The 14,273-nt window shown below is 68.7% G+C and carries 15 protein-coding genes; 11 read left to right on the forward strand and 4 right to left on the reverse strand.

The genetic code is table 11. The features are described from left to right. Positions 1 to 6: 6 nt before the first annotated feature. The 6 genes from QFZ83_RS17290 to QFZ83_RS17315 all read left to right on the forward strand — a co-directional run bounded on the left by QFZ83_RS17290 (position 7) and on the right by QFZ83_RS17315 (position 5,204). The gene (locus QFZ83_RS17290; RefSeq protein ID WP_307508440.1) at positions 7 to 1,011 is read left to right on the forward strand and encodes a tripartite tricarboxylate transporter substrate binding protein; all 1,005 of its coding nucleotides are present in this window, start codon (positions 7 to 9) and stop codon (positions 1,009 to 1,011) included. 26 nt (positions 1,012 to 1,037) lie between these two features. Beyond that, a complete protein-coding gene (locus QFZ83_RS17295; protein WP_307508442.1) occupies positions 1,038 to 1,703 on the forward strand; it encodes a response regulator in 666 nt (221 codons plus the stop codon). Between the two features lie 9 nt (positions 1,704 to 1,712). After that, positions 1,713 to 3,113 (forward strand): sensor histidine kinase, encoded by a 1,401-nt coding sequence (locus QFZ83_RS17300; RefSeq protein WP_307508445.1) that lies wholly within the window; start codon positions 1,713 to 1,715, stop codon positions 3,111 to 3,113. A 13-nt stretch (positions 3,114 to 3,126) separates the two neighbouring features. Beyond that, positions 3,127 to 4,137: a tripartite tricarboxylate transporter substrate binding protein gene (locus tag QFZ83_RS17305; protein WP_307508447.1), complete on the forward strand. Its 1,011-nt coding sequence runs from the start codon at positions 3,127 to 3,129 to the stop codon at positions 4,135 to 4,137. 20 nt (positions 4,138 to 4,157) lie between these two features. Beyond that, positions 4,158 to 4,562: a DUF6194 family protein gene (locus tag QFZ83_RS17310; protein WP_307508451.1), complete on the forward strand. Its 405-nt coding sequence runs from the start codon at positions 4,158 to 4,160 to the stop codon at positions 4,560 to 4,562. Positions 4,563 to 4,727: 165 nt separating this feature from the next. After that, on the forward strand, positions 4,728 to 5,204 hold the full coding sequence (locus tag QFZ83_RS17315) for a hypothetical protein (RefSeq protein ID WP_307508453.1): 477 nt from the start codon (positions 4,728 to 4,730) through the stop codon (positions 5,202 to 5,204). A gap of 6 nt (positions 5,205 to 5,210) precedes the next feature. Here QFZ83_RS17315 and QFZ83_RS17320 read toward each other — a convergent pair whose 3' ends face one another. The 3 genes from QFZ83_RS17320 to QFZ83_RS17330 are packed head-to-tail and all read right to left on the reverse strand — an operon-like array spanning position 5,211 to position 7,266. After that, a complete protein-coding gene (locus QFZ83_RS17320; protein ID WP_307508455.1) occupies positions 5,211 to 5,549 on the reverse strand; it encodes a hypothetical protein in 339 nt (112 codons plus the stop codon). A 59-nt stretch (positions 5,550 to 5,608) separates the two neighbouring features. Next, positions 5,609 to 6,502: an NAD(P)-dependent oxidoreductase gene (locus QFZ83_RS17325; protein WP_307508457.1), complete on the reverse strand. Its 894-nt coding sequence runs from the start codon at positions 6,500 to 6,502 to the stop codon at positions 5,609 to 5,611. A 2-nt stretch (positions 6,503 to 6,504) separates the two neighbouring features. Further along, the gene (locus tag QFZ83_RS17330; RefSeq protein ID WP_307508459.1) at positions 6,505 to 7,266 is read right to left on the reverse strand and encodes an SDR family oxidoreductase; all 762 of its coding nucleotides are present in this window, start codon (positions 7,264 to 7,266) and stop codon (positions 6,505 to 6,507) included. Positions 7,267 to 7,434: 168 nt separating this feature from the next. Here QFZ83_RS17330 and QFZ83_RS17335 point away from each other — a divergent pair, with 168 nt between their 5' ends. Continuing rightward, positions 7,435 to 8,388, forward strand: a complete 954-nt coding sequence (locus QFZ83_RS17335) for a 2-hydroxyacid dehydrogenase (RefSeq protein ID WP_307508462.1) — start codon at positions 7,435 to 7,437, stop codon at positions 8,386 to 8,388. Positions 8,389 to 8,400: 12 nt separating this feature from the next. Further along, positions 8,401 to 9,471 (forward strand): L-idonate 5-dehydrogenase, encoded by a 1,071-nt coding sequence (locus QFZ83_RS17340; RefSeq protein ID WP_306877332.1) that lies wholly within the window; start codon positions 8,401 to 8,403, stop codon positions 9,469 to 9,471. 18 nt (positions 9,472 to 9,489) lie between these two features. On the opposite strand, the gene QFZ83_RS17345 is transcribed toward QFZ83_RS17340, so the two are convergent. Continuing rightward, a complete protein-coding gene (locus QFZ83_RS17345; protein ID WP_306878064.1) occupies positions 9,490 to 10,500 on the reverse strand; it encodes a LacI family DNA-binding transcriptional regulator in 1,011 nt (336 codons plus the stop codon). A gap of 243 nt (positions 10,501 to 10,743) precedes the next feature. Here QFZ83_RS17345 and QFZ83_RS17350 point away from each other — a divergent pair, with 243 nt between their 5' ends. From QFZ83_RS17350 to QFZ83_RS17360, 3 genes are read left to right on the forward strand one after another with little or no spacing between them, the layout of a single operon-like run. Next, a complete protein-coding gene (locus QFZ83_RS17350; RefSeq protein ID WP_307508465.1) occupies positions 10,744 to 11,667 on the forward strand; it encodes an SMP-30/gluconolactonase/LRE family protein in 924 nt (307 codons plus the stop codon). After that, positions 11,664 to 13,181: a sugar ABC transporter ATP-binding protein gene (locus QFZ83_RS17355; RefSeq protein WP_306877334.1), complete on the forward strand. Its 1,518-nt coding sequence runs from the start codon at positions 11,664 to 11,666 to the stop codon at positions 13,179 to 13,181. Before QFZ83_RS17350 ends, QFZ83_RS17355 begins: the two co-directional genes overlap by 4 nt. Beyond that, positions 13,178 to 14,269 (forward strand): ABC transporter permease, encoded by a 1,092-nt coding sequence (locus tag QFZ83_RS17360; RefSeq protein WP_306877336.1) that lies wholly within the window; start codon positions 13,178 to 13,180, stop codon positions 14,267 to 14,269. The genes QFZ83_RS17355 and QFZ83_RS17360 overlap by 4 nt, the downstream gene beginning before the upstream one ends. Positions 14,270 to 14,273: the final 4 nt, after the last annotated feature.

Raw genomic sequence — 14,273 nt, forward strand, 5'->3', positions numbered from 1 at the left:
CACACCATGCCCGAGAACTTCCTGAACGACCAGTCCACGCGCCGCCCATGGCTTCAGGGCGGCTCCGCCCTCGCCTTGGGCGGCCTGCTGCCCTCCCTGGCCTCGGCCCAGGACGCCTGGCCCAGCAAGTCGGTGCGCTTCGTCGTGCCCTTCGCACCGGGCGGCAGTTCGGAGATCGTTGCGCGCTCCACCGCCGCCGAACTCTCGCGCACGCTCGGCCAGAGCGTCTTCGTGGACAACAAGCCGGGCGCGGCCGGCAACATCGCGATGAGCGAAGTGGCACGCTCCACCGACCAGCACACGCTGATCCTCGGCCACATCGGCACGCTGGCGGTGAACCCGTACATCTTCGCCAAGCTGCCCTACGACGCGAACAAGGACTTCAAGCCCGTGAGCCTGCTGGCCAAGGTGCCGAGCCTGTACGTGGTGCACCCCGATGTGCCGGCGAAGAACCTGAAGGAGTTCATCGCCTATGCCAAGTCCAAGCCCGGCAAGCTGAGCTACGGCTCCGCGGGCAACGGCAGCGCGGGCCACCTGGCCTTCGAGTACCTGAAGATGACCGCCGACGTGTTCATGCTGCACGTGCCCTACCGCGGCACCGGCCCGATGGTCACCGACCTGCTCTCGGGCCGGCTCGATGCCTCGGCCATTGGCGCGGCGGCGATCATTCCGTTCATCAAGGCCGGCAAGGTGCGCTGCATCGCGACCGGCTCAGCCAAGCGCCTCGCGCAACTGCCCGATGTGCCGACCGTCGCCGAGCAAGGCTTCCCCGGCTTCGAGATGACGCAGTGGTACGGCATGCTCGCGCCCGCCAACATCGCGCCCGCGAACCTGGCCAAGCTTTCGGCCGAGACGATGAAGGCGGTGAAGTCGCCCGACTCGATGCAGCGGCTCACGGCCGATGCAGCCGAGGCCGTCGGCGGCACGCCGGAGCAGTTCGCGCAGTTCATCGCGGCGGAACAGGCGCGCTGGCAGAAGGTGATCGCAAGGGCAAACATCAAGCCGGACTGAGCGTTCAAGGCCCTAGCATCGGCGCCATGCGCATTCTGCTGGCCGAAGACGAACACACCCTGGGCACCTGGCTCTGCAAGGCGCTGGAGCATGCGGGCATCCAGGTCGAATGGGTGGACGACGGCCGGCTCGCGGACCGCGCGCTGCAGCAGCGAGACCACGATGCGCTGGTGCTCGACCTGGGCCTGCCCGGCATGGACGGCCACACCGTGCTGCAGCGGCTGCGCGAACGCGACCAGCGGCTGCCGGCGCTGATCCTCACGGCGCGCGATTCGCTGAACGAGCGCGTCGCCTCGCTCAACGCGGGCGCGGACGACTTCCTCGCCAAGCCCTTTGCGCTGGCCGAACTCGAAGCGCGGCTGCATGCGCTGGTGCGGCGTGCGCGCGGCGTGGAGCATCCGCGGCTGGCCTGCGGGCCGCTGATGTACGACAGCGCGCGCCGGCATTTCGTGCTGAACGGCGAAGCGCTGGCGCTCTCGCCGCGCGAGCAGGCGGTGCTGCGCGCGCTGGTGCAGCGCAGCGGCGAGCCGTTGTCGAAGCAGCAGATTCTGGAACGCGTGTTCTCCGACGATGAGGAGGTGCACCCCGAAGCGGTCGAGGTGTTCGTCTATCGCCTGCGCAAGCGGCTCGATGGCACCGGTGTGCGCATCGTCACGCTGCGCGGCCTGGGCTACGTGCTGGAAGCGGACTAGGTGCGCGCGATGCCGAGCTTCCTGCGCCGCGCGAGCCTCTGGCAGCGGCTCGCGCTGCTGCTGTTCCCCGCCCTCTTGGTGGTGACGGGCCTCGAACTCTGGATGACGCGGCACGACGCGCTCGCCGCAGCCAACGCGGCCTACGACCGCTCGCTGCTGGGCGCGCTCAAATCCATCGACGCCAACATCTCCACAGCGTCGGGCGGCCTCTCGGTCGAGCTGCCGTACACGATGTTCGAGTTCTTCGAGCTCACGGCGAGCGGCCAGGTGTTCTTTCGGGTGGCGACTTCCGACGGGCTCGTCGAACTCGGCAGCGCCGACCTGCCCGCGCCGCCCGCCGAACTGAAGATGGGCGTGCCGGCCTTCTACGACGCGACCTACTTCGGGGAAGCCGTGCGGCTCGCGGCCTACCGGCGCGACCTGGACCGTGCGCCGGCCGGCAGCACCGGGCGCAGCGTGCTGATCCAAGTCGGCGAGAGCACGCGCTCGCGGCAGGAGTTCACGGCGCGCTTCGTGCGCAGCGCCGCGTTGCGCGACGGGCTGGTGCTCGCGTTGCTGCTGTGCGGCACCGCGATCGCGCTCGCCGCGGCGCTGCGGCCCTTGTCGCGGCTCGCGCGCGAAGTGGAGGCGCGCACGCCCGACGACCTGACGCGCATCGCCGCGACCGACCTGCCCGCCGAAGTGCGACCGCTGGTGGATGCGGTCAACCAGCAGATGTCGCGCACGCAGGACCTCGTGACGCAGCAGCGGCAGTTTCTGGACGACGCCTCTCACCAGTTGCGCACGCACCTCACCACGCTGCAGATGCAGGCCGACTACGCGAGGCGCGAGGAAGACCCCGCGCAGGTGCGCGCCGCGCTCGATGCGCTCGGCATCGAGATCGGCCGCGCCACGCGCAGCGCACAGCAACTGCTTGCGCTCGGCCGCAGCGACACGGTGGCGGTGGAGCCGGCCGAGTTCGACCTCGCGGCGCTGCTGCGCGAAGTGGCGGTCGACCTGTTGCCGCTCGCGCGCGCCAAGCGCATCGACCTGGGCATCCATGCGCCCGCGCCCGAGTTCTTCGCGGTCGCGGACCGCGGGCTGCTGCGCGAGGCCTTGAGCAACCTCGTGGCGAACGCGATCACCTACACGCCCGCCGAAGGAACCATTACCCTCTTTGCTGCGGGCGATGCCGCGGGCTGGAGCCTCAACGTCGAGGACAACGGCCCGGGCTTGAGCGACGAAGAACGCGCCGCGCTGGGCCAGCGCTTTCGCCGCGGCGCGCGCGCGGGCAAGGGCGGCTTCGGTCTCGGGCTGGCGATTGCGCGGTCGATCGCGCAGCGGCATCGGGGCGAACTGCGGCTCGAAGCGCGGGAAGCCGGCACAGGGCTGCATGCGATCATCTGGTGGCCCCGGCCGGCGGCCAGCTAGCGGCGCACACCCCATGCAGTCTCCCTTCTTCACCCGACGCGTTGCGCTTCGCGCGTTGCCCGCGCTGCTCGTGCCCGGCATCGCCACGGCGCAGGCCGGCGACCCCTCGCTGGCCGCGGCCGATTGCGTGATTCCCGCCAAGGCCGGCGGCGGCTTCGACCTCACCTGCACCCTCGCGCGCGATGCGCTGCAGGCGGTGCGCCCTTCGCGCCCGCCGCTGGGCCAGCGCTACCTGCCGGGCGGCATCGGCGCCGTCGCCTTCGACCGCATCGCCACCGGTCAGCTCGGCGGTGCGGGCACGCTGGTCGCGTTCTCCAGCGGCTCGCTGCTCAACCTGGCGCAGGGCCGCTTCGGCCCGCATCCGCCGTCGGCCGTGCGCTGGATCGCCACGCTCGGCACCGACTACGGCGTGATCGCCGTGCACCGCGACTCGCCCTACAAGCGCCTGCAGGACCTGGTCGCCGCGCTGCGGCAAGACCCTTCGCGCATGACCTTCGGCGCGGGCGGCACGGTCGGCAGCCAGGACTGGGTGAAGGCCGCGCTGCTGGTGCGCGCCGCGGGCCGCGACCACAAGGCGATGCGTTTTGTCTCCTTCGAAGGCGGCGGCGATGCGCTGGGCGCGCTGCAGGGCAAGCATGTCGATGTGTTCCCCGGCGATGCAGCCGAGGCGTTGCAGGCCATTGCGGGCGGCGCGGCGGTGCGCCTGCTGGCCGTGCTGTCGGAAGCGCGGCTGGGCGGCGCGCTCACCGGCGTGCCGACCGCGCGCGAGCAAGGCGTGGACATCGTCTGGCCGACCGTGCGCGGCCTGTACCTGAGCGCGAATGTGCCCGAAGCTTCTGTGCGCGCCTGGACCGCCGCATTCGCCGAAGCCACGGCCGCGCCGGGCTACGCGGCGCTGCGCGAGCGGCACAGCCTTTATCCTTTCGCGCTCACCGGCGCCGCGCTCGACGACTACGTGCAGGCCCGCATCAAGACCTACCAGGCGCTCGCGGACGAGCTCGGATTGCGCCGCTGGAAGCCCTGAGCACACGAAGCAGCATCTCCATGACCGAAGACGACATCACCCAACACATCATCGACATGCTCGGCGGCGGCCACTTCCAGGTCGCCGATGACAACACCTTCTTCTTTCATGGTGCGGACAACAAGTTTCCCTTCGCGACCATCGTCACGAAGGACCACGAATCCGACAACGCGTCGAAGCTGGACCGGCCGGGCGTCTTTCGCCTGAACATCGGCGTCGGCAAGGAGAGCTTTCGCGCGCTGTTCGGAGAGCAGGAACCGACAGGCATCGACTACGCCGCAACCGACCGGCTGATGCCGCATCCGGTCTACGGAAAGATGTATTGGGTCAGCGTGATCAACCCGAGCGACAGGACCTTCGACGCGGTGAAGCCGTTGATCGCCGAAGCCCGCAACCTCGCGGCCGCGCGAGACAAAACCAGGTAACCCGTCAGCGGCCGACCCTTGGTGCGCTCACGCCAAGGGGCGAGACAGCGATCTTCTCCGTAGCGGTTTCGGGGTGGATTCCGTCAAGACGCATGGCGCAGGCCTACAGCGGCGCGCAGGTTCCGCCGCTTACAACTGCAGGGACACGAATACGGAGCCTGCGCCATGAGCCTGCAACACACGATCGACACCTTCGAGGCGCGCGATGCCTCGCCGTCCCGCGCCGGCTCCGAACGGTACTGGGCACCGTGCCTTGCCGTGGCGCTGGTGGCAATGTCTCTCTTCTACGTGACGTTGAAAGACCTGGTGCACGAGAGCGCGGCTCGCGCGCCGGCCCCGCCGCCTGCGATCATGCCCGCCTATGTCGAGGCCACCCAATCGGCCGGCCGCCTCGGGTTACCGGATTCGGTGAAGCGTTCATCAGTCGAGCCGGCCATGCCGGTGTTCCAGCGCGCATCGCCGGCGAATGCGAACTTCGAAGCTTCCGCCGAGCCCGCCAAGGCAGCACCCGCCGTCACCGTGGTGAGCAAGTGCGTCATGCCCGAGGGCGATGCGATCTATTCCGACGGCCCCTGCCCCGAGGGAGCCAGCGCGAGCACGCTGCGGCTGCCGCGCGACCTGCACGCATCGGCCAGCCAGTGAGCGCAGTCAGGCGGCAGGGAGCGGGAACTCCTCCGCGCTGAAGACCGTGTGGAAAACGGTCCCGTCGAACATGTCGAAAAGTGCCTTGGAAGCTTCGCGGCTTTCGTAGCGAACGGGTGAATCGAGCGCCCGCGCGATGTCTTCGCGGGTCGCGTAGCGGATGGACAGCACCATCGCCAGTTCCGGATCGCCCACATCGCTTTCCAGCTGGCGCAGCACGCGCACTTCGAGCGCGCCGGGGAAGCGGGTCCACAGCGGCACGAGCGTCTCGTGCACATGGCGGTTGAAAGCCTGCTCCATGCCGGGCTTGACCTGCCCTTTGAAAAACGCGCAGCGGATGAACATGATTTTTCGTTTCCTTGATTGAGTTCGATGGATGTGAGTCGGTGCGCGTTCAGGACTTCTCAGCCGCGGGCATAACCGTCGAACTGCCGCATCATGGCCGCGGTGTCCTCGGGCCCGAGGCCGGCCGCCACGAAGGTGCGATGCAGCTCCGAGACGGTTCCCGCGAGCGGCAACGGCAGCCGTTGGCCCTGCGCAAAACCCTGGACCGCTTCGAGGTCCTTGAGCATGTTGTCGATGCGGCCGGTGGGCGTGTAGTCGCGCGCGGCCATCTTGGGACCGAACTCGCGCAGGATCTGGCTGTCGGCGCGGCCACCCGCGAGGGCCGCGGGCAGCTTCGAGGCATCGACGCCGCCGGCTTCGGCGATTCGCACCGCCTCGGCCACGGCCTGGAAGCCGATGGCGCAAAGCAGTTGGTTGACCAGCTTGGTGGTCTGGCCGGCGCCGCTCTCGCCCATGTGGGTGTAGTTGGCGCAGAGGCTGTCCATGACGGCGCGGGCGCGCGTCACGTCCTCGGTGCTGCCGCCCGCCATCACCGTCAGTTGCCCGAGCAGCGCCTTGGGCGCGCCGCCCGAGAGCGGCGCATCCACGAATCCCATGCCGGTGCGTTCGCGCAGCGTCTGCGCGAGCCGGCGCGTGGACGGCGGATCGATGGACGACATGTCGATCACCAGGCGCTGCGCGTCCGCCGGTGCATCGGCCACGCCGTTCTCACCGAAGAGTGCGCGTTCGACCACGGCGGCCGCGTTGAGGCTCGTGATCACGAAATCGCTCGCAGCCGCTGCATCGGCCGCTGTCGGCGCGGCGTGAGCGCCCTGCGCTTGCAGCGCTTGGACCTTGGCCTTGTCGAGATCGAACACGCTCACCGCGTGCCCGCATTCGAGCAATCGGCGCGCAATGGCCGAGCCCATGATGCCGACGCCGATCACGGCGATGCGCTGGCGGTTGAATGTCATGGTCAGAGGCTGGCGGTGATGCCGCCGTCGACGTAGAGGATGTGGCCGTTGACGAAGCTCGAGGCATCCGAGGCCAGGAAGATGGCCGCGCCGCCCAGCTCCTGCACATCGCCCCAGCGGCCGGCCGGCGTGCGGCCCGAGAGCCATGCGGTGAAGGCTTCGTCGTTCACCAGCGCTTCGGTGAGCTCGGTCTTGAAGTAGCCGGGGCCGAGGCCATTGACCTGGATGCCGTGCTTGCCCAGGTCGATGGCCATGCCCTTGGTGAGCATCTTCACCGCGCCCTTGGTGGCGGCGTAGGGCGCGATGTTGGGCCGACCCAGTTCGCTCTGCACCGAGCACACGTTGATGATCTTGCCGCGCTGCCGCTCGATCATTCGCTGCGCCACGAAGCGGCCGACGAGGAACACGCTGTCGATGTTGGTGGTGGTGATCTTGTGCCAGGCATCGATCGGAAATTCGGCGAAGGGGCCGCGGTGCTGCATGCCGGCGTTGTTGACGAGGATCTCGATCGGGCCGATCTCCGCTTCGATGCGGGCCACGCCGGCTTCCACGGCAGCTGCGTCGGTGACGTCGAAGGACACGGCCTCGGCCGCCACGCCCTGGGCGCGCAGCGCATCGCGGGCCACAGTGAGCGAGGCGGCGTCGCGCGCATTGAGCACGACGCGCGCGCCGGCCGCACCGAGTGCCGCCGCCAGCGCGAAGCCGATGCCCTTGCTGGAGCCGGTGATGAGGGCGATGCGCCCGGACAGGTCGAACAGTTTCAAGAAAAGCTCCTTGCGAAGGAAAGCGGATGCGGGATTGGTGCGTGACAGCTTTTTTAAGTTACCGGTATCTTCAAAAGCCGTCAATGGGTGAAACCTGCATTCCATCTCTCGTTCTGGGCCTCTAGAGTTACCGATACCTTATTTGCAGTTGCACCGCAGGAGAACCGTTTGACCGCTGCCACCTCATCCCCGCATGTGCTGATGCCCGGCACCTACCCCGAATGGGACATGGCGCCCCTGCGGTCGCAGTACACGCTGCATCGCCTGTGGGAGGCGCCCGACCGGCAGGCCTTCATCGCCGAACACGCGCCGAACATCCGCGCGGTGGCCACGCGCGGCGAACTGGGCGCGAACGCCGAACTCATCGCCGCCCTGCCCGCCCTGGAGCTGATCGCCTGCTACGGCGTCGGCACCGACGGCATCGACCTCGCCGCCTGCCGCGCGCGCGGCATCCGCGTGACCAACACGCCCGACGTGCTCAACGGCGACGTGGCCGACCTCGCTGTCGGGCTCACGCTGGCGCTGCAGCGGCGCATTCCGGCAGGCGATGCCTTCGTGCGCAGCGGTGCCTGGGCCAACGGCGGCATGCCGCTGACCACGCGCGTCTTCGGCCAGCGCGTCGGCATCGCGGGATTCGGGCGCATCGGCAGTGCCATCGCGCGGCGGCTGTCGGGCTTCGAGGTCGAGCTTGGCTACTTCAGCCGCACCCCGAAGACAGACAGCCCGCACCTCCACTTCGCCAGCCTGACGGCCATGGCCGACTGGTGCGATGTGCTGATCGTCATCCTGCCCGGCGGCGAGGCCACGCGCGGCATCGTCAACGCCGAAGTGCTGCAGGCGCTGGGCCCCGCCGGCTGGCTCGTGAACGTGTCGCGCGGCACCACCGTCGACGAGGGCGCGATGCTGCAGGCGCTCGAAGAGAAATCCATTGCGGGCGCGGCGCTCGACGTATTCCTCAACGAGCCGCGCATCGACCCGCGCTTCGCGGCGCTCGACAACGTGGTGCTGCATCCGCACCATGGCAGCGGCACCGAACAGACGCGCCGCGCCATGGGCGAGCTGGTGCGCCGCAACCTGCAGGCGCACTTCGGCGGTCTGCCTCTCATCACCCCCGTCGCCTGAAGGAAAAATTCCATGCGTATGCGTTGTATGTGTCTCGTGATCCATGCCCCGGACGACCTCCGGCTCGACGAACAGGACGCCGGCGAAATCGGCCCGGGCCAGGTGCTGGTGAAGGTCGGCATGGGCGGCATCTGCGGCTCCGACCTGCACTACTTTCACAACGGCGGCTTCGGCACCGTGCGCATCAAGGAGCCGATGGTGCTGGGCCATGAAGTGGCGGGCACCGTGGTCGCTGTGGCGCCGGGCGTGGAGAGCGTGCGCATCGGCGACAAGGTCGCCATCAACCCGAGCCGGCCGTGCGGCGCCTGCAAGTTCTGCCTCGAAGGCCTGCCCAACCAGTGCCTGGAGATGCGCTTCTACGGCAGCGCGATGCGCACGCCGCACGTGCAGGGGGCGTTCCGCAACATGCTGCTGTGCGAGGCCACGCAATGCGTGAAGGTGGCCGACCATGTGCCGCTTCGCCTCGCGGCATTGGCCGAGCCGTTTTCGGTGGGGCTGCACGCGGTGTCGCGGGCCGGTTCATTGCTGGGCAAGCGCGTGCTGGTGTCAGGCTGCGGCCCCATCGGCGTGCTGGCGATCGCGGCGGCGCGCGTGCACGGCGCTGCCGAAATCGTGGCGACCGACGTGGTCGACGAGCCGCTCGCGATCGCACGCGCCATCGGCGCCGACGGTACTGTCAACGTCGCACAGGACAAGACCTGGGTGTCGCGCTACGCGGCCGACAAGGGCACGTTCGACGTGATGCTCGAATGCTCGGGCAACGAGCGCGCGCTGCGCGACGGGCTCGAAGTGATGCGCCCGCGCGGCATCGTCGTTCAGTTGGGCCTGGGCGGCGACGTGAGCATTCCGCAGAACATGGTGGTGGCCAAGGAGCTGAGCATCTGCGGCTCCTTCCGCTTTCATGCGGAGTTCGCGCTCGCGGTGCAGCTCATCAACGAAGGACGGATCGACCTGTCGCCGGTGGTCTCGCACACCTTCCCGATGTTGAAGGCGCGCGAAGCCTTCGAGCTGGCGAGCGACCGGAAGCAGGCGATGAAGGTGCTGATCGATTTTGCGGACGTGGGGGAAGCCGCAACCGCCTGAGCTTGCCCTGGAGCGGCCTCAGGAACTCTCGCGCTGGGTGATCTGGAACGGGATCATCACCGTCTCCGGCGGCGGGCGATGGCCGTCGACGGCGCCATCCATCACGCGCAGCAGCAGCTCGCCGGCCGCCTTGCCCAGGCCCACGCAATCCACCGCCACGGTGGTGATGCGCGGATGGCAGGCGCGCGCGACCTCGAAGTCGCCGAAGCCCGCGATCGCGATGCGGCCCGGCACACTCCAGCCGCGGCGTTGGCACTCCATCAAGGCCCCGAACGCCGAGAGGTCGGACACGCAGAGCACCGCGTCCACGTCGGGCCACTGGCGGATCAACTGCGCCACCGCTTCGCCGCCCTGCGCCATCGAGATGGGCGGCTGGCCGAAGCTGATCACGCGGCCGTCTGGCAGACCGAGTTCGCGGATCGCCTGCGCGTAGCCGCGCTGCCGGTCGGCACCGCGCGTGTCGCGGTTCGAGGTGCCGCCGATGAACGCGATGCGCCGGTAGCCCTGGCCATGCAGGTGCCGCACCATGGCGCCGGCCGCCTCCGCATTCGAGAAGCCGACCGTGTGCTCCACCGGTTGGTCGGGCAGGTCCCAGGTCTCGACCACCGGCACGCCGGCCGCTTGCAGCATGGCGCGCGCGGCCGGGGTGTGCGAGCCGCCGGTGAGGATCACGCCTTCGGGCCGGCGCGCGAGCATGGCGCGCAGCAGGCGCTCTTCGTTCTCCACGCGGTAGTCGGTGTAGCCGAGCAGCACCTGCAGGCCGCGCGCTTCCACGGCCGCGGTGATGCCCTGCGCGGTTTCTGAAAAATTGGAGTTGTTGAGCGACGGAATCAGCACCGCGATGAAGCCCGAGCGCTTGCTCGAGAAGGTGCGCGCCGTCTGGTCGATCACATAGCCCATGTCCTCGCAGGCCTGCAGGATGCGCTGGCGCAGCGCCTCGGAGGTTGCGCGGTCGCTGCCCGCGCTGCGGTTGAGTGCGCGCGACACCGTCATCTTCGAGACGCCGACGCGCGCGGCCACGTCGGCCATCGTTGCCGGGCGGGACGGGGGAGCGGGGACTTTGGTCGGGGGCAAGTTGCTCTCTCTGGAATGGGGTCTGAGGATATGCGAGGGATGCGAATGAGTCGGCAGATACCGATAACCAAAAATCCGCTTCCTTGATTCGATCCTCCGACCTCTGAAATTGCGGAAATTCTAGAGTGATGAACGGCTGCATCCGTGTCCGGGAAAAGCCTAGGTTACCGGTATCACTTTCGATGCCAGACTTCGGCCATGACCATCGAAGTCCTCGACGCCCGTTTCGCATCCGTGGCCCATGGCTCACCCCCAATCGAACGCCTGTGCACCGGGGCCGCATGGAGCGAAGGCCCCGTGTGGATGCACGAGGACGACTCGGTGCTCTGGAGCGACATCCCCAACAACCGCATGTTGCGATGGCACGCCGAGAGCGGCATGACCGTGTGGCGCGAAGGCGTGGAGTTCACCAACGGCCACACGCGCGAGGCCGACGGCGCCCTGCTCCATTGCTCGCACGGCCGGCGCGCCATCGTGCGCACGCGCTTCGGCCCCGGCCTCGTGCCATTGGCCGACGAAGTGGTGGTCGACCGCTACCAGGGCCGGCGCCTCAACTCGCCGAACGACGTTGTCGTGAAGCGCGACGGCAGCATCTGGTTCACCGATCCGCCCTACGGCATCGTCTCGGACCATGAAGGCCACAAGGCCGAGAGCGAGCTGGGCCGCAACCATGTCTTTCGCTTCGACCCAGCCACCGGCGCACTGCGCTCGGTGAGCGACTTCATCGAGGAGCCGAACGGCCTGGCCTTCTCGCCCGACGAAAGCATTCTTTATGTGAGCGACACCTCGGCCGCGCTGCGCACCGACGGCTCGGGCCACCACCACATCGTCGCGTTCGATGTGATCGGCGGGCAGGACCTCGCCAACCCGCGCGTGTTCGCGGTAGTGAACCCGGGGCTCTCCGACGGCTTTCGCATCGACGTGCACGGCTTCCTCTATACGAGTAGCGCCGACAGCGTGCAGGTCTACCACCCCGACGGCACGCGCATGGCACGCATCGCCGTGCCGGAAAAGGTGGGCAACCTCAGCTTCGGCGGCAGCGACGGCAACGTGCTCTACGTGTGCGCCTCCACCTCGCTCTATCGCATCCACCTCCACACACGCGGAGCGACACGCCCATGAACGCGCCCCTGCTGCAATTCCAGTCCCTCTGCAAACGCTTCGGCGGCACGCAGGCCGTGGACAACGTGACGCTCGATGTGCGCGCCGGCGAAATCCTCGCGCTGCTCGGCGAGAACGGCGCGGGCAAGTCCACGCTCATCAAGCTGCTCGCGGGCATCTATCCCGCGGACCAGGGCGAAATTCTTTTCGACGGCCAGCCGCAAGCCGCATGGCGGCGCACCGACCGGCGGGAGCAACCCGTCGCCTTCATTCACCAGGACCTGGGCCTCGTCGAATGGATGACCGTGGCGGAGAACGTGGGCCTGGGCACCGGCTACCCGCGCCGCTTCGGGCTCATCGACTGGTCCGCCGCGAACGACACCGCGCGCCGGGTGATGGCGCGCGTGGGCTGCGACATCGACCCCGGCCGCCGCGTGTTCTCGCTCACGCGGGCCGAGAAATCGTTGCTCGCCATCGGCCGCGCGCTCGAAGTCAAGGCGCGCCTGCTGGTGCTCGACGAACCCTCGGCCAGCCTGCCGATGAGCGACGTGGAACGCATGTTCAGCGTGCTGCGCGAACTGCGCCGCCAAGGCATGGCGATGCTCTACGTGTCGCACCGGCTCGACGAAGTGATGGCCATCTCCGACCGCGCGGCCGTGATGCGCGACGGCAAGCTGGTGGCGGTGAAGACCACGGCGCACACCAACGAAGGCGAGCTGGTCGGGCTGATCGTCGGCAAGGCGCTGTCGGCCTCGGTGCCCAAGGCGAACGTTCCGGCAGACAGCGCGCCGGTGCTGCAACTGGACGGCGCGGCCAGCGGCAATGCCGGCCCGCTGAACCTCTCTGTGCGCCGCGGCGAAGTGCTGGGGCTCGTCGGCCTGCGCGGCGCGGGACACGAGGCCATCAGCCGCGCGATCTTCGGGCGCGAGCCGCTGTCGGCCGGCCGCATGCGGCTCCTGGGCAACGACTGCGCGTTCACCTGCCCCGCCGATGCCATTCGCGCCGGCGTGGCCTACGTCGCAGGCGAGCGCCTTGAAGAAAACCTCGCCGGCTCGATGACGGTGCTGGAGAACCTGTTCCCCAACGCCGCGCTGCATGGCGATCGCGGCCTGGCCTTCGACCGCCCGCGCCGCGAGAACGACAGTGCGCTCGCATTGATCCGCCGCTTCGACATCAACCCGCCCGCGCCGTCGGCCGAGGTCCAGCAGCTCTCGGGCGGCAACCAGCAGAAGGTGGTGCTGGCGCGCTGGTTTCACCTCGACAAACCGCTCGTGGTGCTCGAAGAGCCCACGGCGGGCGTCGATGTCGGCGCCAAGCGGCAGATCTACGGCGTGCTGCGCGAGCGCGCGGAGGCCGGCACCGCGCTGGTGGTGGTCTCCACCGACTTCGAGGAAATCGCGACCGTGTGCACCCGCGTGCTCGTCTTCCGCGACGGGCTGATCGCCGCCGAACTGACGGGCGATGCGATCACGGTGGAAAAACTTTTGGCATTGGCAGCAGGCGCCGTCGTGGCGCACGAGGAAATTTCCGCATGAGCAGTTCGATCAAATCCACCGCCCTCGAGCCCGACAAGTCGCTCGACGGCGAGGCCGCTTCCCTCGCACAGCGCATCGGCCGCGCGATGCCGGTCTATGGCCTCGTGGCGCTGATGGTGGGGCTCGCCCTGCTGTTCTCGCTGCTGCTGCCCGACACCTTTCCGACGCTGTTCAACCTGCGCGCGATCCTGGCGGACAAGTCTGTGATCGCGCTGTTGGCGCTCGCCGCGACCATTCCGATGATCACCGGCAAGATCGACCTCACCGTGGGCTACGGCATCGTGCTGTGGCACATCCTGGCGATCAGCCTGCAGACGCAACTCGGTCTGCCCTGGCCGGCGGCGGTGCTCATCGTGTTGCTGTGCGCGGCCTTGTTCGGCGTGCTCAACGGCCTGCTGGTCGAGCTCGCGCAGATCGACTCCTTCATTGCCACGCTGGGCACCGGCACCGTGATCTATGCGGTCGCGATGTGGCACAGCGGCGGACGCCAGGTGGTGGGCGACCTGCCCGACGGCTTCGTCGGCATCGCGGGCGGCAGCCTGCTGGGCCTGCCCATCGGCGCGTTCTACGTGCTCGCGGTGAGCGTCACGCTCTGGGTCGTTACCGAGTTCACGCCGCTGGGGCGGGCCCTGTATGTGATCGGCGCCAACCCGAAGGCGGCGCAGCTCAACGGCATCGCGGTGCGCAAGCACGTGATGGGCGCCTTCGTCGCCTCGGGCCTGCTCTCGGGCTTTGCGGGCGTGCTGCTCGCCTCGCGCCTGCAGATCGGGCAGGCCAGCGTGGGACTCGAATTCTTGCTGCCGGCGCTGGTCGGCGCCTTCCTCGGCTCCACCACCATCCGGCCGGGCCGGGTGAACGTGTGGGGCACGCTGGTGGGCGTGGCGATTCTTGCGATCGGCATCTCGGGCATTCAGCAGTTCGGCGGCGCCTTCTATGTCGAGCCGCTGTTCAACGGGCTCACGCTGCTGGTGTCCATCGGCATCGCGGGCTGGGCACAGCAGCGGCGCAACCGCTCGATCAAGCGACGCATCGCCGAGCGCCAGCTCGACCATGCGCAACAACCGGTTCCCTCAACGCCGTCGAAGTGACGGT

Origin of the sequence: Variovorax sp. W1I1, assembly GCF_030815625.1 — a bacterium.
Lineage (GTDB): Bacteria > Pseudomonadota > Gammaproteobacteria > Burkholderiales > Burkholderiaceae_C > Variovorax > Variovorax paradoxus_C.